Genomic DNA, 22,778 nt, shown 5'->3' with positions numbered 1-22,778 from the left:
TCCGGGTTGATCCGGATCCCGGGTTCAGCGCCAGCGAGACGTCGACTGGCTCAGGCACAAGAGAAAAAAGTATGCAAGATCGTACGCGGCGTACTCTCGCCGTTGCTGTCGAACATCCTGCTCAACGAACTCGACCGCGAGCTGACACGACGGGGGCACCGTTTCGTGCGCTATGCCGATGATGCGAACATCTATGTGCGTAGTCATCGTGCAGGTGAGCGAGTGATGGCCGGTGTCGAGCGCTTCCTGAGGCGGCGTCTGAAACTGTCGCTGAATCGGGAAAAGAGCCGCGTGGTGCGGCCTTGGGTCTGCGATTATCTGGGTTACGGGATGAGCTGGCACGAACAGCCGAGGCTGCGAGTGGCGACAATGAGCCTGGATCGCTTGCGTGACCGACTCAGAGAGCTGCTGCGCGGGGCGCGGGGCCACAAGATGGCGAATGTCATCAAGCGGATAAACCCTGTGCTGCGCGGTTGGGCTGGCTACTTCAAACTTAGTCAGAGCAAGCGACCCCTTGAGGAGCTGGACGGGTGGGTGCGGCATAAACTTCGCTGTGTCATCTGGCGCCAATGGAAGCAACCCTCTACGAGGGTAGGCAACTTGATGCGTTTGGGGCTTGGCGAAGCACGCGCCTGTAAATCAGCCTTCAATGGTCGCGGCCCATGGTGGAACTCGGGGGCGCCTCATATGAATCAGGCGTTACCGAAGAAACTGTGGGATCAGCTAGGGTTGATCTCAATACTGGATACGATAAACCGGCTTAGCCGCATAGCCTGAACCGCCGTATACGGAACCGTACGTACGGTGGTGTGAGAGGACGGCGGATGTAAATCCGCCTCCTACTCGATGACGCGATTCAGTGCCGAACGATGTTTCTCCGGCGCGCCCCTCGGATACCGCACGTGTCGGCAACCTCTGTCGTCAAATGTCAAGTCCCTGACGTCAAATGAAAAGCGGCCGACTTATCCGTGACGATACTGGCCTCGATACCGAAGTCGAAGAAAAGCCCTGTTACACATCGAGCCCGATGCCTCCGTGCCTTGGCGGGGGCTGTCAGTTGCATCTCAGTAAAACAATTATAGAGAGCGCAGAATGAAGTTCAGTTTTATAGATAACAGCAAGCCGAGCCGCCGGCGCGTTCTACGCGATGCCTTCACCCTGGCGGTGGCGGCTTCGCCATTGGCAAGCCTCGCCAAGGCTGCCGACGAAACCAAAGCGGTCGACGAAACTGCTGAAGAAGTGACTTTTGCTGCGGGCCCACGGCCGCTGGTGCAGTACCCGCAAAAACGCCCGTTGACCCTTGTAACCACCCGCCCGCCGCACCTGGAGACGCCGTTCCCTGTCTTCAACGAAGGCCCGATTACGCCCAATGACGCCTTTTTCGTGCGTTACCACCTGGCCAATTTCCCCACCAGCATCGATCCGGATACCTACCGTCTGACGATCAAGGGCTCGGTCGACACGCCGCTGTCGCTTTCCCTTGCCGAGCTCAAAGCTCTCGCAGAACCGGTAGAAGTAGTGGCCGTGAATCAGTGTTCGGGTAACAGCCGTGGCTTCTCGATGCCGCGTGTGTTTGGCGCTCAGTTGGGCAATGGTTCGATGGGCAATGCCCGCTGGGTGGGAGTGCCACTCAAGGCCGTATTGGAAAAGGCCGGTGTGAAAGCCGACGCAAAGCAAGTGACATTCCGTGGGCTAGACAAGCCCGTGCTGGGAAGCACGCCGGAGTACATCAAGGCCCTGGACATCAGCCATGCCATGGACGGTGAGCCCATGATCGCCTGGTCGATGAACGGAACCGATCTGCCGTTCCTCAACGGATATCCAATACGCCTGGTGGTACCAGGCTATTTCGGCACTTACTGGATCAAGCACCTGAATGAGATCGAAGTCGTCGACCATACTTTCGACGGTTTCTTCATGGCAAAAGGTTATCGCCTTCCGGACAACGATTGTTTATGCATTGCCCCCGGCACCACTGCGGCACAAACCAAACCGATTTCAAAATTAGCGATACGCAGTTTCATCACCAGCGTTAAACATGGCGATGTATTGCCGCTGAAAAAAAACGTGGTGCTCAAGGGCATAGCGTTCGACGGCGGTGTTGGCGTCAACAAGGTGGAAATTTCTATCGATGGCGGAAAAAACTGGCGCGAAGCCAAGCTTGGAAAGGACCTTGGTCGTTTCTCCTTCCGTGAGTGGACGCTGCCGATCACCTTTACCAGCAAGGGCGCCACACAATTGATGGTGCGAGCCAGTAACAGTGCGGGCGAGACGCAACCGCTGCGAGCTGACTGGAACCCCAGTGGCTACCGTCGCAATGCCATAGAAACCAGCCACGTGACTGTCGCCTGAGGGGCCCGCATGAAACTCATGAAACGCATGACCACCTTGCTCTGCGCGGCTCAGGTTTGTTTGGCTACCCTGGCCGGTGCGGCACCACTGTCGATCACATTGCCGCCGGAAACGGCTGTGCTCAAGCCCAATGAGCTGCCTGGTTATCAGTTGGCCCAGCAGAAATGTTCCACCTGCCACTCAGCTGATTACATCAACTTCCAGCCTCCTGGCATGAGCCTGGCGCAGTGGACGGCAGAAGCGGGCAAGATGCAGAAGGTGTATGGGGCCCCCATCAGCGATCAGGATGTGACCATGATCGGCGCCTACCTTGCGGCGACCTACGGCAGTGCTCATACGAGCGATGCCGATGTGCAGGCGGCCTCGAATCCGACAGCAAGCCAACCCCCGGCGGCGCCTGTCGCAAAACCCGATGCCATGGCGTTGCTCCAGAATAACGCCTGTCTGTCCTGTCACGCGATCGATCATAAGGTTGTAGGTCCGGCCTATCACGATGTAGCTGCCAAATACGCCAAAGACCCACAGGCGCAGACCAAGGTAGCGTCCAGCATTCAGCACGGCGGTTCCGGCAAATGGGGGGATATCCCGATGCCGCCTTTCGCGCAGTTAAGCCCGGACGATCTGCAAACCCTGACGACGTTTATATTGAAGCAGTAAAATCCCGGCCCGCCCGGCCGAGAACCTGCTCTCTGGCGGCGATATCCACCGAAGTCCGATGGGGCGCCAGAAACGAAAAAACCCGCCTGAGAAGGCGGGTTTTTTTGAAGTTTCAGAGATTTTTCAAGCATTCTCTGGAACCTTGTATGGCTCCACGACCTGGACTCGAACCAGGGACCCAGTGATTAACAGTCACTTGCTCTACCAACTGAGCTATCGCGGAATGGCGCCTATGTTACTGATTCAAAAAGAGAAGTCAAGCGTCTGATAGCAACATGGGCAATTCGTCGGGACAGGCGGTGGTTTATCGGCCGTGGGCGGTTACCAGATTCGTCCCGGAGGTCTACCATGGCCGCCCGGAAGTGGTTACACGCGCTGCCGGCCATTCGCCGAAAAGGTACGCGCCATGAATCACCCAACCTGCACACCTCACCACAACGAGGTGTTCGCATGAGCATCGCTCAGATCAGCTTGCCCAAAGGTGTCGGCCCCCACGCCGAAAAATTGTTCGACGCAATCACGCAGGCCAGCACGGCTGAGGAATTGAACCGTGCCGGCGGCAAGGCCGAAGGTTTTGTTCTGGGACTGGAAAGCACCAAGGCGATCAAAAGTCAGATTGCCGAGTCGCTCTATGTCGCCTATGACGACGCCGCCAGCCAGCGTGCCACCGAACTGGCTTAACCGCCGAACGTAAAGGTGCCGAGCATCATTTTGGTGTAGAGCGTCGTGGCGGCCAGTTGCACCAGCCATAAGGCCAGGCCACCAAGAAACACGCCGGCAGCCACTTGCATCACCAGGTTGTTGCCGCGTTTGGCCGGGGTGCGAGGCACGAAGTGGTCCAGCTCGTCGCGGTCTGCGCGTAGGTCATCGTTTTTCATGGGTTTCTCGCAAAATTCCTGGATGTACACAAAACCTGTAGGAGCTGGCTTGCCAGCGATGAGGCCATCACATTCAACATTGTTGTTGGCTGGGCGACCGCCTTCGCTGGCAAGCCAGCTCCTACATTTTGAATGGTGGGGAGTTTAGAGGGCGCAGTCGCTGCTTTGAAAACTATCTGCCACAAATAAAAAACGGGAAGCCAATCGGCTTCCCGTTTTTCATATCACCGGACGACTCAGATCACCTGAACGATGGCCTTGGTCACTACGTCGATATTGCTCTGGTTCAACGCAGCCACGCAGATGCGGCCGGTGTCCAAGGCGTAGATGCCGAACTCGTTACGCAGGCGGGTGACTTGCTCAACCGTCAGGCCGGAGTAAGAGAACATGCCGCGCTGACGGCCGACGAAGCTGAAGTCGCGCTGCGGGGCGTTTTTCGCCAGCAGATCAACCATCTGGATGCGCATGCCGCGAATCCGCAGGCGCATTTCTGCCAGTTCTTCTTCCCACTGGGCACGCAGGACCGGGCTGTTCAGCACCGCGGCGACGATGCTTGCACCGTGGGTTGGCGGGTTGGAGTAGTTGGTGCGGATGACGCGTTTGACTTGCGACAGTACGCGCGCGCTTTCTTCTTTCGATTCGCTGACGATCGACAGGGCGCCAACCCGCTCGCCGTACAGCGAGAACGACTTGGAAAACGAGCTGGACACGAAGAAGGTCAGACCCGACTCGGCGAACAAACGCACTGCAGCGGCGTCTTCGTCGATGCCATCGCCAAAACCCTGGTAGGCCATGTCGAGGAACGGTACGTGGCCTTTGGCTTTAACGACTTCCAGAACGTTGTTCCAGTCCGCCGGGCTCAGGTCCACGCCGGTCGGGTTGTGGCAGCAGGCGTGCAGCACAACGATCGAGCCGGAGGGCAGGGCGTTCAGGTCTTCCAGCAGGCCGGCACGGTTTACATCGTGGGTCGCAGCGTCGTAGTAGCGGTAGTTCTGTACCGGGAAACCGGCGGTTTCGAACAGTGCGCGGTGGTTTTCCCAGCTCGGGTCGCTGATCGCCACGACTGCGTTCGGCAGCAGTTGCTTGAGGAAGTCGGCACCGATTTTCAGTGCGCCGGTACCGCCAACGGCCTGGGTGGTGATAACGCGGCCAGCAGCGATCAGTGGCGAGTCATTGCCAAACAGCAGTTTCTGCACAGCCTGGTCGTAGGCAGCGATGCCGTCGATTGGCAAGTAGCCACGGGAAGCGTGTTGAGCGACGCGAATCGTCTCGGCTTCGACAACGGCGCGCAGGAGTGGAATTCGCCCCTCCTCGTTGCAATAAACACCGACCCCCAGGTTGACCTTGTTGGTACGGGTATCGGCGTTGAATGCTTCGTTGAGGCCCAGGATTGGATCGCGTGGTGCCATTTCGACAGCGGAGAACAGGCTCATTTTTGCGGCGGCTCTGAATGGAGAGTGGAGGGACATGTGGCGCTCCAGCCGAATGCACTAGAGCGGTGCACAAACGGGGAGCTAGTATAGAGGTCATTGGCGATTGATGGCGACAGACGATTCGGCTTTTCCGTTAAGTTTTTCCGATTATTTTTCGACCATTAGCCGATTGGCGTCGTCAAAGGATTCACGGGATGTAGGACGTTTGCCTTGAAAGAGCAGGCAATCGACTCCACATTGAGCACAATCCAGTTTTTTCCTCGGGCGACGTCGGTCGTTTGTGGTCTTTTTCGTTGCTGTCCGGTTTGACCGGTCAGGCGCGACCCCAGGGGTATTGAATGTCTGAATTCCAGCTAGTCACCCGCTTCGAGCCCGCCGGCGATCAGCCGGAAGCCATCCGCCTGATGGTCGAAGGCATCGAAGCCGGTCTGGCGCACCAGACGTTGCTCGGTGTGACCGGCTCCGGCAAGACCTTCAGCATCGCCAATGTGATCGCGCAAGTGCAGCGTCCGACCCTGGTGCTGGCACCGAACAAGACCCTGGCCGCGCAGTTGTACGGCGAGTTCAAGGCGTTTTTTCCGAACAACGCGGTGGAGTACTTCGTCTCCTACTACGACTACTACCAGCCCGAAGCTTATGTACCGTCGTCCGATACCTTCATCGAGAAAGACGCCTCGATCAACGACCACATCGAGCAGATGCGCCTGTCCGCGACCAAGGCGTTGCTGGAGCGCAAAGACGCGATCATCGTCACCACCGTGTCGTGCATCTACGGTTTGGGCAGTCCGGAAACCTATTTGAAGATGGTGTTGCACGTGGATCGCGGCGACAAACTCGATCAGCGTGCCTTGCTGCGTCGCCTGGCGGACCTGCAATACACCCGCAACGACATGGATTTTGCCCGTGCAACCTTCCGGGTGCGGGGCGATGTGATTGATATCCATCCGGCGGAATCCGATTTTGAAGCGATCCGCATCGAGCTGTTCGATGACGAAGTCGAGAGCCTGTCCGCCTTCGATCCGCTGACCGGCGAAGTGATCCGCAAGCTGCCGCGCTTCACGTTCTATCCGAAAAGCCACTACGTGACGCCGAGAGAAACCCTGCTCGGCGCCATCGAAGGCATCAAGATCGAGTTGCAGGAGCGCCTGGATTACCTGCGCAGCAACAACAAACTCGTTGAAGCCCAGCGTCTGGAGCAGCGCACCCGCTTCGACCTGGAGATGATCCTTGAATTGGGCTATTGCAACGGTATCGAAAACTACTCGCGTTACCTGTCCGGGCGTGAATCCGGCCAGGCGCCGCCGACGTTGTTCGACTATCTGCCGGCCGATGCCCTGTTGGTGATCGACGAATCCCACGTCAGCGTGCCGCAGGTCGGCGCCATGTATAAGGGCGACCGCTCGCGTAAAGAGACGCTGGTGGAATACGGTTTCCGCCTGCCGTCCGCGCTGGATAACCGACCCATGCGTTTCGACGAATTTGAAAGCATCAGCCCGCAGACGATTTTCGTCTCGGCGACACCCGGCAATTACGAGGCAGAACACGCAGGTCGCGTCGTTGAGCAGTTGGTGCGGCCGACGGGGCTGGTTGATCCGCAAATCGAGATCCGCCCGGCGTTGACACAAGTCGACGATCTGCTCTCGGAAATCACCAAGCGCGTGGCAATGGAAGAGCGGGTTCTGGTCACGACCCTGACCAAGCGCATGTCTGAGGATTTGACCGATTACCTGGCCGACCACGGCGTTCGCGTGCGTTATCTGCACTCGGACATCGACACCGTGGAGCGGGTCGAAATCATTCGCGATTTGCGCTTGGGTACGTTCGATGTGCTGGTGGGGATCAACCTGCTACGCGAAGGTCTGGACATGCCGGAAGTATCGCTGGTGGCGATTCTCGATGCGGACAAGGAAGGCTTCCTGCGCTCCGAGCGCTCGCTGATCCAGACCATCGGCCGGGCCGCCCGAAACCTCAACGGTCGGGCGATTTTGTACGCTGACCGCATTACCGGCTCCATGGAGCGGGCGATCGGTGAAACCGAGCGTCGTCGGGACAAACAAATCGCCTTTAACCTGGCTAATGGCATCACGCCCAAGGGCGTGTTCAAGGACGTCGCCGACATCATGGAAGGTGCCACCGTGCCGGGCTCGCGCAGCAAGAAGCGCAAAGGCATGGCCAAGGCCGCCGAGGAAAGCGCCAGGTACGAAGCCGAATTGCGCTCACCGGGCGAGATCGCCAAGCGCATTAAAGCCTTGGAAGAGAAGATGTATGCGTTGGCGCGTGATCTTGAGTTTGAAGCAGCGGCGCAGATGCGCGATGAGATTGGCAAGTTGCGGGAGCGGTTGATCACCGTCTGATCGGCGGTGATTGTGCGGACCTCATCGCGAGCAGGCTCGCTCCCACAGGGATCACACTGAACCTTGTGGGAGCGAGCCTGCTCGCGATAACGGTCGCTTGGGCACCGCAGATCTTACCTAGTGCGCCTCACCAACCTTAATCCCCTCCGGCAGTTTTTTGGTCAGCAAGATCGCCAGCATGCTCACCCCCAGCGCAATCCCGACAAAGTGAAACGCATCGTTGTAAGCCATGATCGACGCTTGCTGATGCGCAATTTCACTGATCTTGCCCAGCGCCGCCGTCTCATTGCCCAGCCGGTCCGCCATCGACGCCAGCCGCTCGGCCACCTGCGGATTGCTCGGCACGATGGCTTCGCGCAAATAATCAAAGTACGTCTTGGTTCGCGCATCCAGCAGGGTGGCGAGGAGGGCGATGCCAATCGCGCCGCCGAGATTACGCAGGATATTGAACAGGCTCGACGCCGAGCCCGCGTCCTGCGGCAGGATGTACGCCGTGGCAATCAGCGAAATGGTGACCATTATCAAAGGCTGGCCCATCGCGCGAAGGAGCTGGATCTGATTGAACTGCGGCCCGGCAAAGTCCGGGTTCAGCACCCCCGAATAAAAACTCGCCAGCCCGAACAACCCGAAACCCAACGTACACAGCCACTTCGGCGAAATGTACTTCATCAGCTTGGGCACCAGCGGAATCAGAAACAGCTGCGGCACGCCCATCCACATGATCACTTCGCCGATCTGCAGGGCGTTGTAGTTCTGGATCTGCGCCAGATACAGCGGCAACAGGAAAATCGAGCCATACAGTCCGACCCCCATCCCCAGGCTGGAAATACTCGTCAAGCCGAAATTGCGGTTGCGCAGGATGCCCAGGTTGATCAGCGGGTTGGGCCTGGAGACTTGCACGATCACAAAGGTGATCAGGCTGATCAGTGCGATGCTGCCCAGGGTCACGATCAGGTTCGACTCCAGCCAGTCCTTGCGGTGGCCTTCCTCCAGAAACACCTGCAAACAACCGAGGCCGACGCCGAGGGTGAGAATGCCCATGTAGTCGGTGCTTTTCAGTAACTCCCAGTGTGCTTCTTTCTTCTCCAGGCCGTACATCAGGCCGGCGATCATGAGCAGGCCCGGTGGCACGTTGATGTAGAAGATGTATTCCCAGCCCCAGTTTTCAGTCAGCCAGCCACCCAGTGTCGGGCCGATGGATGGCGCGAAGGTGGCGGTCATGGCGAACATGGCCATGCCTTTGGCGCGGTGGTGCTCGGGGAGCTTGATCAGTGTCAGGGTGAACGCCAGCGGGATCAGCGCGCCGCCGGTGAAGCCCTGCAAGGCACGGAAGACGATCATGCTTTCCAGGCTCCACGCCATGGAACACAGCAGCGAGGCGACCAGGAAGCCCGTTGATACCCAGACCGCCAGTCGTCGAGCCGACAGCAACTGCACGAGCCACGCGGTCAGCGGGATCATGATGATTTCCGCTACCAGGTACGAAGTTGAAATCCACGAGCCTTCTTCCAGGGTGGCCGACAGGGCGCCCTGAATGTCTTTGAGTGAAGAGTTGGTGATCTGGATGTCGAGCACGGCCATGAAGGCGCCGAGCATCACGCTCATGACCGCGATCCAGTCCCGCCGGGTCGGTTCGCCGACCGGGCGGATCAGTTGATCACCGGCCATCGTCAGGGGTGTCTTTGATGTTCACTTTAGCGGTGACAGACATGCCCGGGCGGATCTTGCCTTGCAGCGGGTTGTCCGCGGCGAAAGTCAGTTTTACCGGAATCCGTTGTACGACTTTGGTGAAGTTGCCCGTGGCATTGTCCGGCGGTAACAGGCTGAATTGCGCGCCCGACGCGGCGAACAGACTGTCGACTCGCGCTTTGATCGGCGTGTCGCTGTAGGCGTCGAAGGTCAGCTCGGCGCTCTGGCCGGGCTGCATATGGCCGATCTGGGTTTCTTTGAAGTTGGCCTGAATCCAGATGTCCTGATCCGGAACGATCGACAGCAAATAGGCGCCGGCTTGCACCACCTGGCCCTCGCGGGCGGCGCGCTGGCCGATCAGACCGCTGATGGGCGCGTGGATTTCGCCGCGGGTCAGGTTCAGTTCGGCTTGCGCCAGGTCGGCCTTGGCATTGGCGATCTGCGCGTCGAGGCGTTTGATCTCGGCGTTCAGGGCGTTGACTTGCTGGCGCTGGCCCTGAGCATCGGCCTGTGCCTTGGCGACTTGCGAGCGGGCGATGTGGTTGTCGGCGGACAGGGTGGTCACCCGTTCTTCCGAGATGTAGCCGGGTTTGCGCAGGGTCTGAGCGCGAGTCAAATCGATGAGCGAGCGGCCGAGACTGGCCTGGCTGGAGGCGACTTGCGCTTCGCTGGCGGCGATCAGGCTGGATTGCTGGGTGAGTTTGCTTTGCGCTTGCAGGCGTTCGGCTTCGCGGGTGGCGAGGGTGGCGCGGGCGCGGTCGACGGCGAGGTCGAAATCGGCGCCTTCGAGCTTGATCAGCAGTTGGCCTTTTTCGACATGCTGGTTGTCGTGCACCAATACTTGGTCGATGCGCGCGCTCAACTGGCTGGAAACGCGGGTGATCTCGCCCTGGACATAGGCGTTATCGGTGCTTTCATAAAATCGTCCCTTGAAGAACCACTGGGCGAAGAAGGCCCCGGCAATCAGCAGGATGAGCAGCAGGAAAATAAACAGGCGACGCTTGAGTTGGGCAGGCATGAGGCAGGCTGTAGTCGAGAAATTGTAAGGAAAGATATCAGCAGGTGAATCTGTCATACAGCCGATAAGTGGTAAATGCCATCGAATGATATTTGGCCATTCACCCGGGGATACGCGCGTTGTAGGCGCAAACTTGGCTTAAATGCCCTGCTCACTGGAGCCGGGCGGGTGTCGCCTGTTACCATTCGCCCTTTGATTTATCTTCATTTCGAGACTTGCCATGACCACCGTCCGCACGCGCATCGCGCCATCGCCTACCGGGGACCCCCACGTAGGTACCGCTTACATCGCTTTGTTCAACTACTGCTTTGCCAAGCAGCATGGCGGTGAGTTCATCCTGCGGATCGAAGACACCGACCAATTGCGCTCGACCCGTGAGTCCGAACAGCAGATTTTCGACGCCCTGCGCTGGTTGGGTATCGACTGGAGCGAAGGCCCGGACGTGGGTGGCCCGCACGGTCCTTACCGTCAGAGCGAGCGCGGCGATATCTACCAGAAGTATTGCCAGCAACTGGTTGAAATGGGCCATGCCTTCCCGTGCTTCTGCACCGCCGAAGAGCTGGACCAGATGCGCGCCGAGCAAATGGCTCGCGGCGAAACCCCGCGTTACGACGGCCGCGCGCTGTTGCTGTCCAAGGAAGAAGTCGCCCGTCGCCTGGCCGCTGGCGAACCGCACGTGATCCGCATGAAAGTGCCGAGCGAGGGCGTGTGCGTGGTACCGGATATGCTGCGTGGCGATGTCGAGATCCCGTGGGATCGCATGGACATGCAAGTGCTGATGAAGACCGACGGCCTGCCGACGTACTTCCTGGCCAACGTGGTCGACGACCACCTGATGGGCATCACCCACGTCCTGCGCGGCGAAGAGTGGCTGCCCTCGGCGCCGAAACTGATCCTGCTTTACGAGTACTTCGGCTGGGAACAACCGGAGCTGTGCTACATGCCGCTGCTGCGTAACCCGGACAAGAGCAAGCTGTCCAAGCGCAAGAACCCGACCTCGGTGACGTTCTACGAGCGCATGGGCTTCATGCCGGAAGCAATGCTCAACTACCTTGGCCGCATGGGCTGGTCGATGCCGGACGAGCGCGAGAAGTTCTCGTTGCAGGAAATGGTCGATCACTTCGACTTGAGCCGTGTCTCGCTGGGTGGGCCGATTTTCGACGTCGAGAAGCTGTCGTGGCTCAATGGCCAGTGGCTGCGTGACCTGCCGGTGGAAGAATTCGCTTCGCGCCTGCAAACCTGGGCGCTGAACCCTGAATACATGATGAAGATCGCGCCGCACGTACAGGGCCGTGTTGAAACCTTCAGCCAGGTTGCACCGCTGGCGGGGTTCTTCTTTGCCGGTGGCGTGAACCCGGATGCCAAGCTGTTTGAATCCAAGAAGCTTTCGGGCGATCAGGTTCGTCAGTTGATGCAGCTGATCTTGTGGAAGCTCGAAAGCCTGCGTCAATGGGAGAAAGACAGCATCACCGCGACGATCCAGGCGGTGGTTGAATCCCTTGAACTGAAGCTGCGAGACGCCATGCCGCTGATGTTCGCTGCGATTACTGGTCAGGCCAGTTCGGTGTCGGTACTCGATGCGATGGAAATCCTCGGTCCGGACCTGACCCGTTTCCGTCTGCGCCAGGCAATCGACCTGCTGGGCGGTGTGTCGAAGAAGGAAAACAAGGAGTGGGAAAAACTGTTGGGTAATATCGCCTGACACACCTGCTCTTTGACGTTGACACCTAATGGACGACGTTCACCTGTAGCTGCTGCCGAAGGCTGCGTTGGGCTGCGAAGCAGCCCCTTGTAGCTGCGACACAAACTGTCTGAAAGGATGGTGTGTCTCTATAATGCGAGCGCTACGCACTCGAACGCAGCCTGCGGCAGCTGCTACAGGAACGGATACACCCCCGGATTTACGGGGGAGGTCGGTAAGTGATTGTTATGGCGACAAAAAATTTTGAAAATTGTTAAAAATAAGTTTGACAGCTTTCTGATCCGCCATTAAGATTCGCCCCGTCCTCAGCGATGAGGGGCTATAGCTCAGCTGGGAGAGCGCTTGCATGGCATGCAAGAGGTCGACGGTTCGATCCCGTCTAGCTCCACCAATTTACACTTCAGGGTCTGGCCACACCGGCCTTGAAGCGATCAACACTCAGTGTTGATCTGTTGTATAGAAGGGTTTGCGTCCCCTTCGTCTAGTGGCCTAGGACACCGCCCTTTCACGGCGGTAACAGGGGTTCGAGTCCCCTAGGGGACGCCAGTTTTACAGAAGCGATGTTGCAAGATGTCGCTCCGCCGCGAGGCGAAAAATCCGGGGCTATAGCTCAGCTGGGAGAGCGCTTGCATGGCATGCAAGAGGTCAACGGTTCGATCCCGTTTAGCTCCACCAATTTTACAGTTCAAGGTCTGGCCACGCAGGCCTTGAATCGATCAGCTCTCAGCACTGATCAGTTGTATAGAAGGTTTTGCGTCCCCTTCGTCTAGTGGCCTAGGACACCGCCCTTTCACGGCGGTAACAGGGGTTCGAGTCCCCTAGGGGACGCCACGATTACCCGCTCTGCGGGATTTTATAAGGGTCATTCAATTATTGAATGGCCCTTTTGTTTGTCTGGCGTTTGGCCAAATCCCCCATTTCTATCAAACTGATCTTCAGACCAGCGGTCACATCCACGACTTGCGAAAAATTATTATGAGAATAATATTCTAGTCGTAATATTCGGAGGCAACGATGAACGATAAAAAAGCTCAAACCCGCGAACGCATCCTAAAGGCTGCCAGCGCAGCGCTGATTCAGCGCGGCCCGGCAGAGCCGAGCGTGGGCGAAGTGATGGGTGCAGCCGGCCTGACCGTCGGCGGCTTCTATGCACACTTCGAAAGCAAGGACGCCATGATGCTGGAGGCGTTCCAGCAACTGCTGGGGCACCGTCGTGACCTGATTGCCGACATGGATGCGCAACTTACCGGTGAAGAGCGTCGCGCATTGGTGGCTGCGTTTTACCTGTCACGTAAGCACCGTGACTCCTCCGAATCGGCATGCCCGATCCCGGCGTCTGTTGGCGAACTGGGACGGCTGCCGGATGCGTTTCGTGTTGCGCTGAATGAGCATGTGGAATTGATGGTCGCGCAGTTGGCGGCCAGTCCGGAAGACACCGACAAAGCCCTGGCAGACATGGCCTTGATGGTGGGTGGTTTGGCCCTGGCTCGCGCTCTGGGGCCGGGTGAGTTGTCCGATCGATTGCTGCGCGCTGCCAAGTCGGCGGTGCAATGACCTGAAGGCAGTGGCCTGAGGAGTGAGAGCGATGAGCACGTTGAAGTGGGTTCGTGGCGTTAATGGCACCTTGGGCTGGTTCGCACCGAAACTGGTTGCGAGCAAAATGCGACTGGCATTCATGACGCCGCGAGAACTTCCTCCGCGTGATTGGGAGCTGCCGCTTCTGGCGAAGTCCGAACGTATCACGTTGCGCTTTGGCCTCTCGGCGCTACGTTGGGGGCAGGGCCCGGCTGTGTTGTTGATGCACGGTTGGGAAGGCCGGCCGACGCAGTTTGCAAGTATTATCACTGCACTCGTCGATGCTGGTTACAGCGTGGTCGCCCTCGACGGTCCGGCGCATGGTCGCTCACCGGGTGAAGAGGCGAACGTCGTGCTGTTCGCTCGGGCCATGCTGGAAGCCGCTGCCGAGTTGCCGCCGCTGCAAGCGGTCATCGGTCATTCGATGGGTGGCGCCAGCGCCATGCTCGCTGTCCAATTGGGCCTGCGCACCGAAACCCTGGTGACGATCGCCGCCCCGGCGCGGATTCTCGGGGTGCTGCGTGGTTTTGCACGTTACGTGCGACTGCCGCCCAAGGCCCGTTCGGCTTTCATTCGTCAGGTTGAGAGAGATGTCGGCATGCGCGCCGCGACGCTGGATGTCGCCCACTATCAACTGGACATGCCCGGCCTGATCGTTCATGCCGAAGATGACCGCTACGTATCGGTCAAGGAATCCGAACTGATCCATGAATCCTGGTTCGACAGTCGCTTGCTGCGCCTGGAAGAAGGCGGCCATCAGCGGGTACTGGCTGATCCCCGGGTCATTGATGGTGTGTTATCACTGTTGGCCGGTCGCAGCCTGCAATCGCGCCAATCGGCGTAAGCATCCGTTACACTGCCCCGGTCGACTTTATTTGACCGGGAGTGGGGCATGAGCTGGGATCGGGCAACGCCATTTATCATTGATCTGCAAGTGGGCGCCGAGGACATCGACGGGCTGGGTCACGCCAATAATGCGGTGTACGTGACGTGGCTTGAGCGCTGTGCCTGGCGCCACTCACAGCGTCTGGGGCTGGACCTGGTCGAGTATCGGCGGCTGGACCGGGCGATGGCGGTGGTGCGGCACGAAATCGATTACCTGGCCGCTGCCTATGAAGATGACGAATTGCAGTTGGCAACCTGGATCGTCGATTGGGATCAGCGTCTGAAAATGACCCGGCACTTCCAGTTGAAGCGCCCCCGCGACAACACCACGTTACTGCGCGCCCAGACCACCTTCGTCTGCATCGAACTGTCGACCGGCAAGCCCAAGCGCATGCCGGCCGAGTTCATTGAAGGCTACGGCCCTGCGTTGTTGTCGCAAGAACTGAATATCACCCAAATCTAATGTGGGAGCGGCGGTGCGACGATTCAACTTGCTCGCGAAGGCGGCCTATCAGCCAACTCTTGTGCTGAATGTTACGACGCCTTCGCGAGCAAGCTCGCTCCCACAAGGGATCTGCGATGTTCTGCAGATTTCCCGCGCAATCCAGTAAACTGCCGCACGTTTTTCGTTGAGTGTGTTTTTCATGCAAATTGCTTTGGCGCCCATGGAGGGGTTGGTCGACAACATCCTGCGGGACGTGCTGACCCGTGTGGGCGGTATTGATTGGTGCGTGACCGAGTTTATCCGGATCAACGATCAGTTGCTCACGCCTGCCTACTACCACAAGTTCGGCCCCGAACTGCTGACCGGTGCCCGCACCGCGTCCGGCGTGCCGTTGCGCGTGCAGCTGCTCGGTTCTGATCCGGTGTGCCTGGCGGAAAACGCCGCGCTGGCCTGTGAGCTGGGCTCTGAAGTCATCGACCTGAACTTCGGCTGCCCGGCCAAGACCGTCAACAAATCTCGCGGCGGCGCGGTATTACTCAAAGAGCCTGAACTGCTCAACCAAATCGTCGAACACGTGCGTCGCGCGGTCCCGGCACACATTCCGGTGACCGCCAAGATGCGCCTCGGTTTCGACAGCCCGGACGGCTCGCTGGTGTGTGCCACAGCCTTGGCCGAAGGCGGCGCCGCGCATATCGTGGTGCATGCGCGGACCAAAACCGATGGCTACAAACCACCGGCGCATTGGGAGTGGATCCCGCGGGTGCAGGACGTGGTCAAGGTGCCGGTGTTTGCCAATGGCGATATCTGGAGCGTCGAAGACTGGCGGCGGTGCCGCGAAATCAGCGGTGTGGAAGACATCATGCTCGGTCGCGGCCTGGTGTCGCGGCCGGACCTGGCCCGGCAAATCGCGGCGGCGCGAGCCGGTGAAGAAGTGGTTGAGATGACGTGGGCCGAGCTGTTGCCACTGCTTCAGGACTTCTGGCTGCAGGCCAAGGCGCAGATGACGCCTCGCCAATCGCCAGGTCGCTTGAAGCAATGGCTGGCGATGCTGACCCGTAATTATCCGGAAGCGATTGAGCTGTTTACCGTCCTGCGTCGTGAGACGGAGCTCGATCACGTCTCGCGTTTGCTCGGTCTGCAAGTCAGCGAAGCGGCCTGAAAAAAATCTCGAAATAATCTCTTGAAATGCAATCAGCGGTCCTTATCTAAGGGTTACGCGATGCCGGATACGGGTCGCGGAGACAAAAACCTTGCTGATTGTTTTCAGGAGATTTGAACCATGACTACCGCATTTTCCCTGGCCCCACTATTCCGTTCCTCGGTAGGTTTCGACCGTTTCAACGACCTGTTCGAAACCGCCCTGCGCAACGAGCCAGGCAGCACCTACCCACCCTACAACGTTGAAAAACACGGTGATGATCAATACCGCATCGTCGTCGCCGCGGCCGGTTTCCAGGAAGAAGACCTGGACCTGCAAGTCGAGAAGGGTGTGCTGACCATCAGTGGCGGCAAACGTGAGGCGAACGAAAGCGTGACCTTCCTGCACCAAGGCATTGCCCAGCGTGCGTTCAAGCTGTCGTTCCGCCTGGCGGATCATATCGAGATCAAGGCGGCGGACCTGCGTAACGGTCTGTTGAGCATCGATCTGGTGCGCATCGTGCCGGAAGAGGCGAAAGCCAAACGCATCCCGATCAACGGGACGCAAAAACCGGCTTTGCAGCACTAAAACCGAGCAATGAAAAAGGGCGCCATCGCGGCGCCCTTTTTTTGTCGTTCGTGTCCGCAAATCCAAACATAACGCAAACCCCTGTAGATACCGTCTTGAACCTCGCCGGGCAATCGCGTTTTTTCAGGCAAATCCCAGACGCAGCCTCGCGGTGCTCGTCAGCTGCTACAAATCCCCCAGCACATTCCGCGTAGCAGCTGTCGAGCACCGCGAGGCTGCGTCCGGCTGCGAAGCAGTTTTACGACGGCTGCTACAAAAACCGTGTTATTTCAGGAGTTTTTGAAACTCTTCCATCGGCAACGGCCGGCTATGTAGATACCCCTGATAAAAATCGCAGCCCAGCCCCTGCAAAAACTCCAGTTGCTCCGGCGTTTCCACGCCTTCGGCAATCACTTTCAGTTCCAGGCTGCGAGCCATGGCGACAATCGCACGGATGATCTCGGCATCGTTCGGATCAGTGGTCGCGTCGCGAATGAACGACTGATCGATTTTCAGGGTGTCGACCGGCAAGCGCTTGAGGTGGGTCAGTGAGGAATAGCCGGTGCCGAAGTCGTCCATCGCGAAACTCACGCCGAGTTTTTTCAGGCGGCGCATTTTGTTGATGGTGTCTTCCAGGTTCTGGATGACGATGCCCTCGGTGATTTCCAGTTTCAGCAGCGAACAGGGCAGGCCATGGCTGGTGAGGCAGTTTTCGATGCGCTCGACAAAATCGGCCTGGCGAAATTGCCTCGGGCTGATGTTGACGCACAGGCTGAAACTGAGCGGGTTGACCAGGCCTTTGGCAACCAGTTGTTTGAAGGCCCCGCAGGCTTCGTCGATTATCCAGGTGCCGACTTCAACAATCAGGCCGCTGTCTTCCAGCACCTTGATGAACTCGGCCGGGGATTGCGCCCCGAGTTCCGGGTGGTTCCAGCGCACCAGCGCTTCGGCGCCGACGATGCGATTACCCCGGGCGTCGACCTGCGGTTGGTAATGCACATGAAATTCGCCCCGGGAAAGGGCCAGGCGCAGGTCGGTTTCCATGCGCAGGCGTTCACTGGCGGCCTTCTGCATGGCGTTGTGATACATCTGCGAGGTGTTGCGCCCCGAGTCCTTGGCGCGGTAAAGCGCGATGTCGGCGCGTTTGAGCAGGTCGGTCGGGGTTGAGCCGTGGTCCGGAATCAGCGCGATGCCAATGCTTGGCGTCACTTGCAGGCGCTGGCCATCGAGGAACATCGGTTCCGACAGCAGTTCTCGCAACGTGTCGGCCAGTTGCTGAACCTCGGCACTGACCTCATTGCGCGAACCTTCCAGACCGCTGAGCAACACCACAAATTCGTCGCCGCCCAACCGCGCCACGGTATCTTCCTGGCGCACGCTGGCTTCCAGTCGCGCGGTGATGATTTTCAGCACCGTATCGCCGACCGGGTGACCGAGGGAGTCGTTGATGTGCTTGAAGTGATCGAGGTCCAGGAAGAGCAACGCGCCCCGCAGGTTATGGTGCTTGAGCAAGGCGATTTGCTGACTCAGGCGTTCCATCAGCAAGGCGCGGTTGGGCAGGTTGGTCAACGGGTCGTGGTAGGCCAGGTGACGGATCTGCGCTTCGGCGTTTTTCAGCAGGCTGACGTCGCGAGCCGTCAGCAACAGGCAGGCCGTTTCGTTGAGGGTAATCGGCTCGACCGAGACTTCGACGGTCAGCAACGCCCCGTCTTTATTGCGCCCGAGCATTTCCCTGTGATGTACGCGGCCCTTGAACTGCAGTTCGGCCAGCAACGCCGAACGTTGTTTCTCTTCGGCCCAGATGCCCACTTCGTACGCCGTGCGACCGATCACTTCTTGCGCGCGGTAGCCGGTCAGGCGGCAGAAGCCGTCGTTGACCTCCAGATAGCGCCCGGTATCGCGCTCGGTAATGGTGATAGCGTCGGGGCTTGAATGGAACGCCTTGGCGAACTTCTCTTCACTGGCCTTGAGCGCCGCTTCGGAGCGTTGCTGGTGGGAAATATCGCGCAAGGTGGTGACGATGCAAGGTTGGTTGCCAACGCTGATCTGGCGGCTGGAAATCACGCAGGTCAGGGATAGCCCGTCCTTGTGCCGGGCGACGATGGCGGCATTGTCCAGCCCTTGTTCACGGATGATCTGTTCGATCCGATGAGGGCTATGCGCCGCCGCGTCCCACAGGCCAATCTCGTCGGCGCTGTGGCCAATCACTTCGGCAGCGCTCCAGCCAAAGGTCTGGGTGAAACTGGAGTTGATCTCGATGAACTGGCCAGTGTCCTGGTCTGTCACGCAAATCGGATCCGGGCTGACCTGGAACAGCGTGGCGAATTTTTCTTCGGAAGCCACCAGTCGCTGTTCGCGCTCCACCTGATCGGTGATGTCCAGCAGGGTGCCGGCCATGCGCACCGGTACACCGTTTTCATCGCGGTAGAGGCGGGCGCGGCTTTCCAGGTAGCGCGAACTGCCGTCCGGCAGTTGTACCCGGTAGGTCAGTTGATAATTGCCGGCCGGGCCTTCGCGCAGGCTGCGATAGGCGTCGCGCATGGTGTTGCGCTCTTCGCCGGGCACGCCTTCGAAAAACTCATCGAAGGCTTCATGGAAGGGTTTGGCCTCCAGCCCGTGCAACTCCGCGGCCCGCGCCGAGCCATAGAGCATGCCGCTGGGAATGTGCCAGTCCCAGGTGCCGAGCTGCGCCGAATCCAGGGCGAGGTCAAGACGTTCCTGGCTGTCCTTGAGGGCTTGTTCGGCGACTTTACTTTCGGTGGTGTCGAGGAAGGTGCTCAGCAAATACGGTTGGCCTTCGAGTTCAACCTTTTGTGCGCTGAGGAGGCCATTGTGGATCTGCCCGTTGCTGGCACGAAATTGTACTTCCATGCTGAACAAGCCACCTTTGGCCTTGGTGGCCGTAACCAGTTCGGTGCGTTGTTCCGGGTGAACCCAAAGGCCCAATTCCAGCGTGGTGCGGCCTATCGCGTGTTGCAGTGGCCAGCCGAACAGGCTTTCAAAGTATTGGTTGGCCTCGGTGATCAGGCCGTCTTCCTGGCGGGTCAGCAACACCATGTTCGGGCACAGGTGAAACAGCGTGGCGAAGCGTTTTTCCGAGCTGCTCAGGGCTTGTTCGCGCTGACGCTGATGGGTGATATCGCGAATCACTCCAATCATGCGCGGCCGGCCGCGTTGGTCCGGTACCAGGCTGCCGCTGATCTCCAGCCAGTGGTAGCTCCCGTCGGGCCAGCGGATACGGTGATGCATCGCTTGTTGAAGTGGCGCGCCGGCAATGACCGCATGGAACGCGTGGACGGTTTTCTCCCGGTCTTCCGGTGGCAGCAAGTCGAGGTATTCCAGATTCTCGGGTAGCGGCGTGTGCGGATCGAAACCAAACAGCGCCTGAGTCCCCCGCGACCAGCTGATCTGCCCGCGCTCGATGTCCCAATACCAGGCCCCCAGCCGTGCGCCGTTCAAGGCGGCGAGCAGTTGTGGCGCGCTTTGCCAGCTCAGCTCGGTCTGTTTTGGGTCGAGCATCTGAATACGCGGCATCGGCGGAATACGGTCAACAGATTTCGACATTGGCAACAGGCCTTGGCGGAAATGGGCGTTAAGCGCAGGGTTTCGCGGCTCTATAGTCGTAGCACGCGTTAGCCATGAGTCCCTGGCAAATCGATTTGTGCATCCAGCAAAGCCATAAACGCCCTTGCCGCATTCGATAGCGTCCTTTCGGTGTGCAAGATATAGCCTAGCTGGCGAGTCAGTTGTATGCCCGGCAACGGTATTCGTGCAACTTGTTCATCCAGCATCGTGCGCGGCAACACGCTCCAGGCCAAGCCTATTGAAACCATCATCTTGATCGTTTCCAGATAATTCGTGCTCATGGCAATGTTCGGTGTCAGGCCCTGCGCTTCGAACAGCCGCTGAACGATGTGATGGGTAAAGGTGTTGCCGCCGGGGAAAACCGCCGGGTGCAGGGCGATGTCTGCCAGATTGACCGGGCCGTGGCTGATCAACGAATGCTCTGGAGCGACCACGAAATCCAGCGGGTCGTCCCACACAGGCGTTGCCTTGACCAGCGTGTGCGGCTCTGGCGCCAACGTAATCACCGCCAGTTCCGCACGGCCATGGAGGATTTCTTCGTAGGCCACTTCCGAATCGAGGAACTGAATATCCAGCGCCACCTGTGGGTAACGCCGGGTGAATTCCCTTAATAAGGGTGGCAAACGGTGCAAACCGATGTGGTGACTGGTGGCCAGGGTCAGGCGGCCGGACACTTCGCCGGTCAGATTGGTCAGGGCTCGCCGGGTGTCGTCCAGCACATTCAGTATCTGATAAGCCCGTGGCAGCAGGGCGCGGCCGGCCTCGGTCAGGCCTACTTCACGGCCCAGGCGATCAAACAGCCGCACCTTCAATTGTTGCTCCAGCCCGGCGATACGTTTGCTGATCGCCGGCTGAGTCAGGTGCAGCCGTTCGCCAGCGCCGGAGAAGCTCCCGCTCTCGGCAATCGCGATAAAGGCATTGAGGTTGGCCAGATCCATCGTAGTATTCCAGTTGGTTATCCAAAGCATAAAAAATATGAATTTGAGTTATTTAATGTAACCCCCTAGGATCGACCTCACAAGCCAAAGGGTTATTGAAATAACCCAGGGCATAGAAACAAGCTGATGAGGAACCGTCTGATGGCCGGCAAAACGCTCTACGACAAGCTCTGGGATTCGCACTTGGTCAAACAGCGCGACGATGGCTCGGCGCTGATTTATATCGATCGTCACATCATTCACGAAGTGACTTCGCCGCAAGCCTTTGAAGGCCTGCGTCTGGCCGGGCGCAAGCCTTGGCGGATCGATGCCAATATCGCGACCCCGGACCACAACGTACCGACCACACCGGAGCGCAAGGGCGGCATCGAAGCCATTGTCGACCAGGTCTCGCGTTTGCAGGTTCAGACCCTCGATGACAACTGTGATGAATACGGCATCGTCGAATTCAAGATGAACGACATTCGCCAAGGCATCGTCCACGTCATCGGCCCGGAGCAGGGCGCGACCTTGCCGGGCATGACCGTGGTCTGCGGCGACTCCCATACCTCGACCCACGGTGCCTTCGGTGCCCTGGCTCACGGTATCGGCACCTCCGAGGTCGAGCACGTGCTCGCCACTCAGTGCCTGGTCGCCAAGAAAATGAAGAATATGCTGGTGTCGGTCGAAGGCCAATTGCCGTTCGGCGTGACGGCCAAGGACATCGTCCTCGCTGTGATCGGCAAAATCGGCACCGCTGGCGGTAACGGCCATGCCATCGAATTTGCCGGTAGCGCGATTCGTGACTTGTCCGTTGAAGGCCGCATGACTATTTGCAACATGTCCATCGAGGCTGGCGCACGCGTTGGTCTGGTGGCGGCGGACGAAAAAACCGTGGCCTACGTGAAGGGCCGTCCATTCGCTCCGAAAGGCGCGGAATGGGACTTGGCCGTCGAGGCGTGGAAAGACTTGGTGTCGGATAAAGACGCCACGTTTGACACTGTCGTTGAGCTCGACGCTACCCAGATCAAGCCGCAAGTCAGCTGGGGCACTTCGCCTGAGATGGTGTTGGCGGTCGATCAGAACGTTCCGGATCCTGCGAAGGAAATGGACCTGGTCAAGCGTGACTCAATCGTGCGCGCCTTGAAGTACATGGGTTTGACCGCCAATCAGGCGATCACCGACATTCAGCTCGATCGCGTGTTTATCGGCTCCTGCACCAACTCGCGGATCGAAGACTTGCGCGCTGCTGCCGTGATCGCCAAGGGCCGCAAAGTCGCGTCGACCATCAAGCAGGCCATCGTCGTGCCGGGCTCGGGTCTGGTGAAGGCGCAGGCTGAAGCGGAAGGGCTGGACAAGATTTTCCTCGAAGCCGGTTTTGAATGGCGTGAGCCGGGTTGCTCGATGTGCCTGGCGATGAACCCGGACCGTTTGGAGTCGGGCGAGCATTGCGCCTCGACCTCCAACCGCAATTTCGAAGGCCGTCAGGGCGCCGGTGGTCGTACTCACCTCGTCAGCCCGGCGATGGCCGCCGCCGCTGCTGTAAACGGTCGTTTCATCGACGTCCGTGAATTGATCTAAAG

At 58.9% G+C, this 22,778-nt stretch carries 18 protein-coding genes and 5 tRNA genes; 16 read left to right on the top strand and 7 right to left on the bottom strand.

Going from position 1 to position 22,778, the window contains the following annotated elements:
* The 3 genes from J2Y56_RS23680 to J2Y56_RS23670 form a co-directional block, all read left to right on the top strand.
* Positions 1-777 (top strand): group II intron maturase-specific domain-containing protein (locus tag J2Y56_RS23680; protein WP_310353008.1); only part of this gene is annotated, 777 nt, incomplete at its 5' end.
* A gap of 315 nt (positions 778-1,092) precedes the next feature.
* The gene (locus J2Y56_RS23675; RefSeq protein WP_007943500.1) at positions 1,093-2,352 is read left to right on the top strand and encodes a molybdopterin-dependent oxidoreductase; all 1,260 of its coding nucleotides are present in this window, start codon (positions 1,093-1,095) and stop codon (positions 2,350-2,352) included.
* A gap of 9 nt (positions 2,353-2,361) precedes the next feature.
* The gene (locus J2Y56_RS23670; protein ID WP_310353005.1) at positions 2,362-3,009 is read left to right on the top strand and encodes a c-type cytochrome; all 648 of its coding nucleotides are present in this window, start codon (positions 2,362-2,364) and stop codon (positions 3,007-3,009) included.
* A gap of 147 nt (positions 3,010-3,156) precedes the next feature.
* Here the strand turns inward: J2Y56_RS23670 and J2Y56_RS23665 are convergent.
* A tRNA-Asn gene (locus J2Y56_RS23665) sits at positions 3,157-3,232 on the bottom strand.
* Between the two features lie 227 nt (positions 3,233-3,459).
* Between J2Y56_RS23665 and J2Y56_RS23660 the strand changes: the two genes are divergently transcribed.
* A complete protein-coding gene (locus J2Y56_RS23660) occupies positions 3,460-3,690 on the top strand; it encodes a hypothetical protein (RefSeq protein WP_007943502.1) in 231 nt (76 codons plus the stop codon).
* Here J2Y56_RS23660 and J2Y56_RS23655 read toward each other — a convergent pair.
* Both J2Y56_RS23655 and J2Y56_RS23650 read right to left on the bottom strand, forming a co-directional pair.
* Positions 3,687-3,887 (bottom strand): hypothetical protein, encoded by a 201-nt coding sequence (locus J2Y56_RS23655; protein WP_007943503.1) that lies wholly within the window; start codon positions 3,885-3,887, stop codon positions 3,687-3,689. The genes J2Y56_RS23660 and J2Y56_RS23655 overlap by 4 nt on opposite strands.
* 236 nt (positions 3,888-4,123) lie before the next feature.
* A complete protein-coding gene (locus J2Y56_RS23650) occupies positions 4,124-5,320 on the bottom strand; it encodes an amino acid aminotransferase (protein ID WP_150782608.1) in 1,197 nt (398 codons plus the stop codon).
* 338 nt (positions 5,321-5,658) lie between these two features.
* Between J2Y56_RS23650 and uvrB the strand changes: the two genes are divergently transcribed.
* On the top strand, positions 5,659-7,674 hold the full coding sequence (gene uvrB, locus J2Y56_RS23645) for an excinuclease ABC subunit UvrB (protein ID WP_310353003.1): 2,016 nt from the start codon (positions 5,659-5,661) through the stop codon (positions 7,672-7,674).
* A gap of 117 nt (positions 7,675-7,791) precedes the next feature.
* Here uvrB and J2Y56_RS23640 read toward each other — a convergent pair whose 3' ends face one another.
* Together J2Y56_RS23640 and J2Y56_RS23635 are read right to left on the bottom strand one after the other, a co-directional pair.
* The gene (locus J2Y56_RS23640; protein WP_310353001.1) at positions 7,792-9,342 is read right to left on the bottom strand and encodes an MDR family MFS transporter; all 1,551 of its coding nucleotides are present in this window, start codon (positions 9,340-9,342) and stop codon (positions 7,792-7,794) included.
* Positions 9,332-10,381, bottom strand: coding sequence for an HlyD family secretion protein (locus tag J2Y56_RS23635; protein WP_007943508.1), 1,050 nt, complete (start codon positions 10,379-10,381; stop codon positions 9,332-9,334). The genes J2Y56_RS23640 and J2Y56_RS23635 overlap by 11 nt, the downstream gene beginning before the upstream one ends.
* 220 nt (positions 10,382-10,601) lie before the next feature.
* On the opposite strand from J2Y56_RS23635, the gene gltX reads away from it, so the two are divergent.
* The 10 genes from gltX to J2Y56_RS23585 all read left to right on the top strand — a co-directional run bounded on the left by gltX (position 10,602) and on the right by J2Y56_RS23585 (position 16,714).
* Entirely contained in the window at positions 10,602-12,083 is a 1,482-nt protein-coding gene (gene gltX, locus J2Y56_RS23630; protein WP_150782605.1) for a glutamate--tRNA ligase, read from the top strand.
* A 315-nt stretch (positions 12,084-12,398) separates the two neighbouring features.
* Positions 12,399-12,474: transfer RNA gene (locus tag J2Y56_RS23625), tRNA-Ala, on the top strand.
* Positions 12,475-12,553: 79 nt separating this feature from the next.
* Positions 12,554-12,629: transfer RNA gene (locus J2Y56_RS23620), tRNA-Glu, on the top strand.
* Positions 12,630-12,682: 53 nt separating this feature from the next.
* Positions 12,683-12,758 (top strand) — tRNA-Ala (locus tag J2Y56_RS23615).
* A gap of 80 nt (positions 12,759-12,838) precedes the next feature.
* Positions 12,839-12,914 (top strand) — tRNA-Glu (locus J2Y56_RS23610).
* 183 nt (positions 12,915-13,097) lie between these two features.
* A complete protein-coding gene (locus tag J2Y56_RS23605) occupies positions 13,098-13,637 on the top strand; it encodes a TetR/AcrR family transcriptional regulator (protein ID WP_007943510.1) in 540 nt (179 codons plus the stop codon).
* Between the two features lie 31 nt (positions 13,638-13,668).
* Positions 13,669-14,502 carry an alpha/beta fold hydrolase gene (locus J2Y56_RS23600; RefSeq protein ID WP_007943511.1) on the top strand — a complete coding sequence of 278 codons (834 nt, stop codon included), beginning with the start codon at positions 13,669-13,671 and terminating at the stop codon, positions 14,500-14,502.
* A 48-nt stretch (positions 14,503-14,550) separates the two neighbouring features.
* Complete coding sequence (locus J2Y56_RS23595; RefSeq protein WP_007943512.1) at positions 14,551-15,006, top strand: thioesterase family protein; 456 nt, start codon at positions 14,551-14,553, stop codon at positions 15,004-15,006.
* A 181-nt stretch (positions 15,007-15,187) separates the two neighbouring features.
* Positions 15,188-16,147, top strand: coding sequence for a tRNA-dihydrouridine synthase (locus J2Y56_RS23590; protein WP_007943513.1), 960 nt, complete (start codon positions 15,188-15,190; stop codon positions 16,145-16,147).
* A gap of 120 nt (positions 16,148-16,267) precedes the next feature.
* Positions 16,268-16,714 carry an Hsp20 family protein gene (locus J2Y56_RS23585; RefSeq protein ID WP_007943514.1) on the top strand — a complete coding sequence of 149 codons (447 nt, stop codon included), beginning with the start codon at positions 16,268-16,270 and terminating at the stop codon, positions 16,712-16,714.
* Between the two features lie 264 nt (positions 16,715-16,978).
* On the opposite strand, the gene J2Y56_RS23580 is transcribed toward J2Y56_RS23585, so the two are convergent.
* Together J2Y56_RS23580 and J2Y56_RS23575 are read right to left on the bottom strand one after the other, a co-directional pair.
* Positions 16,979-20,257, bottom strand: coding sequence for a PAS domain S-box protein (locus J2Y56_RS23580; protein ID WP_310352996.1), 3,279 nt, complete (start codon positions 20,255-20,257; stop codon positions 16,979-16,981).
* Between the two features lie 68 nt (positions 20,258-20,325).
* Positions 20,326-21,216 carry a LysR family transcriptional regulator gene (locus tag J2Y56_RS23575; protein WP_310337532.1) on the bottom strand — a complete coding sequence of 297 codons (891 nt, stop codon included), beginning with the start codon at positions 21,214-21,216 and terminating at the stop codon, positions 20,326-20,328.
* A gap of 141 nt (positions 21,217-21,357) precedes the next feature.
* Here J2Y56_RS23575 and leuC point away from each other — a divergent pair, with 141 nt between their 5' ends.
* On the top strand, positions 21,358-22,776 hold the full coding sequence (gene leuC, locus J2Y56_RS23570; protein WP_007944117.1) for a 3-isopropylmalate dehydratase large subunit: 1,419 nt from the start codon (positions 21,358-21,360) through the stop codon (positions 22,774-22,776).
* Positions 22,777-22,778: the final 2 nt, after the last annotated feature.

The organism is Pseudomonas sp. BE134, assembly GCF_031456105.1.
GTDB lineage: Bacteria > Pseudomonadota > Gammaproteobacteria > Pseudomonadales > Pseudomonadaceae > Aquipseudomonas.
This window is presented reverse-complemented; position numbering and strand designations above follow the sequence as displayed.

Excerpts from the sequence above, each read along its gene's own strand:
- J2Y56_RS23675 (WP_007943500.1), top strand. The coding sequence starts at position 1,093 with ATGAAGTTCAGTTTTATAGATAACAGCAAGCCGAGCCGCCGGCGCGTT.
- J2Y56_RS23670 (WP_310353005.1), top strand. The coding sequence starts at position 2,362 with ATGAAACTCATGAAACGCATGACCACCTTGCTCTGCGCGGCTCAGGTT.
- J2Y56_RS23660 (WP_007943502.1), top strand. The coding sequence starts at position 3,460 with ATGAGCATCGCTCAGATCAGCTTGCCCAAAGGTGTCGGCCCCCACGCC.
- J2Y56_RS23655 (WP_007943503.1), bottom strand. The coding sequence starts at position 3,887 with ATGAAAAACGATGACCTACGCGCAGACCGCGACGAGCTGGACCACTTC.
- J2Y56_RS23650 (WP_150782608.1), bottom strand. The coding sequence starts at position 5,320 with ATGAGCCTGTTCTCCGCTGTCGAAATGGCACCACGCGATCCAATCCTG.
- uvrB (WP_310353003.1), top strand. The coding sequence starts at position 5,659 with ATGTCTGAATTCCAGCTAGTCACCCGCTTCGAGCCCGCCGGCGATCAG.
- J2Y56_RS23640 (WP_310353001.1), bottom strand. The coding sequence starts at position 9,342 with ATGGCCGGTGATCAACTGATCCGCCCGGTCGGCGAACCGACCCGGCGG.
- J2Y56_RS23635 (WP_007943508.1), bottom strand. The coding sequence starts at position 10,381 with ATGCCTGCCCAACTCAAGCGTCGCCTGTTTATTTTCCTGCTGCTCATC.
- gltX (WP_150782605.1), top strand. The coding sequence starts at position 10,602 with ATGACCACCGTCCGCACGCGCATCGCGCCATCGCCTACCGGGGACCCC.
- J2Y56_RS23605 (WP_007943510.1), top strand. The coding sequence starts at position 13,098 with ATGAACGATAAAAAAGCTCAAACCCGCGAACGCATCCTAAAGGCTGCC.
- J2Y56_RS23600 (WP_007943511.1), top strand. The coding sequence starts at position 13,669 with ATGAGCACGTTGAAGTGGGTTCGTGGCGTTAATGGCACCTTGGGCTGG.
- J2Y56_RS23595 (WP_007943512.1), top strand. The coding sequence starts at position 14,551 with ATGAGCTGGGATCGGGCAACGCCATTTATCATTGATCTGCAAGTGGGC.
- J2Y56_RS23590 (WP_007943513.1), top strand. The coding sequence starts at position 15,188 with ATGCAAATTGCTTTGGCGCCCATGGAGGGGTTGGTCGACAACATCCTG.
- J2Y56_RS23585 (WP_007943514.1), top strand. The coding sequence starts at position 16,268 with ATGACTACCGCATTTTCCCTGGCCCCACTATTCCGTTCCTCGGTAGGT.
- J2Y56_RS23580 (WP_310352996.1), bottom strand. The coding sequence starts at position 20,257 with ATGTCGAAATCTGTTGACCGTATTCCGCCGATGCCGCGTATTCAGATG.
- J2Y56_RS23575 (WP_310337532.1), bottom strand. The coding sequence starts at position 21,216 with ATGGATCTGGCCAACCTCAATGCCTTTATCGCGATTGCCGAGAGCGGG.
- leuC (WP_007944117.1), top strand. The coding sequence starts at position 21,358 with ATGGCCGGCAAAACGCTCTACGACAAGCTCTGGGATTCGCACTTGGTC.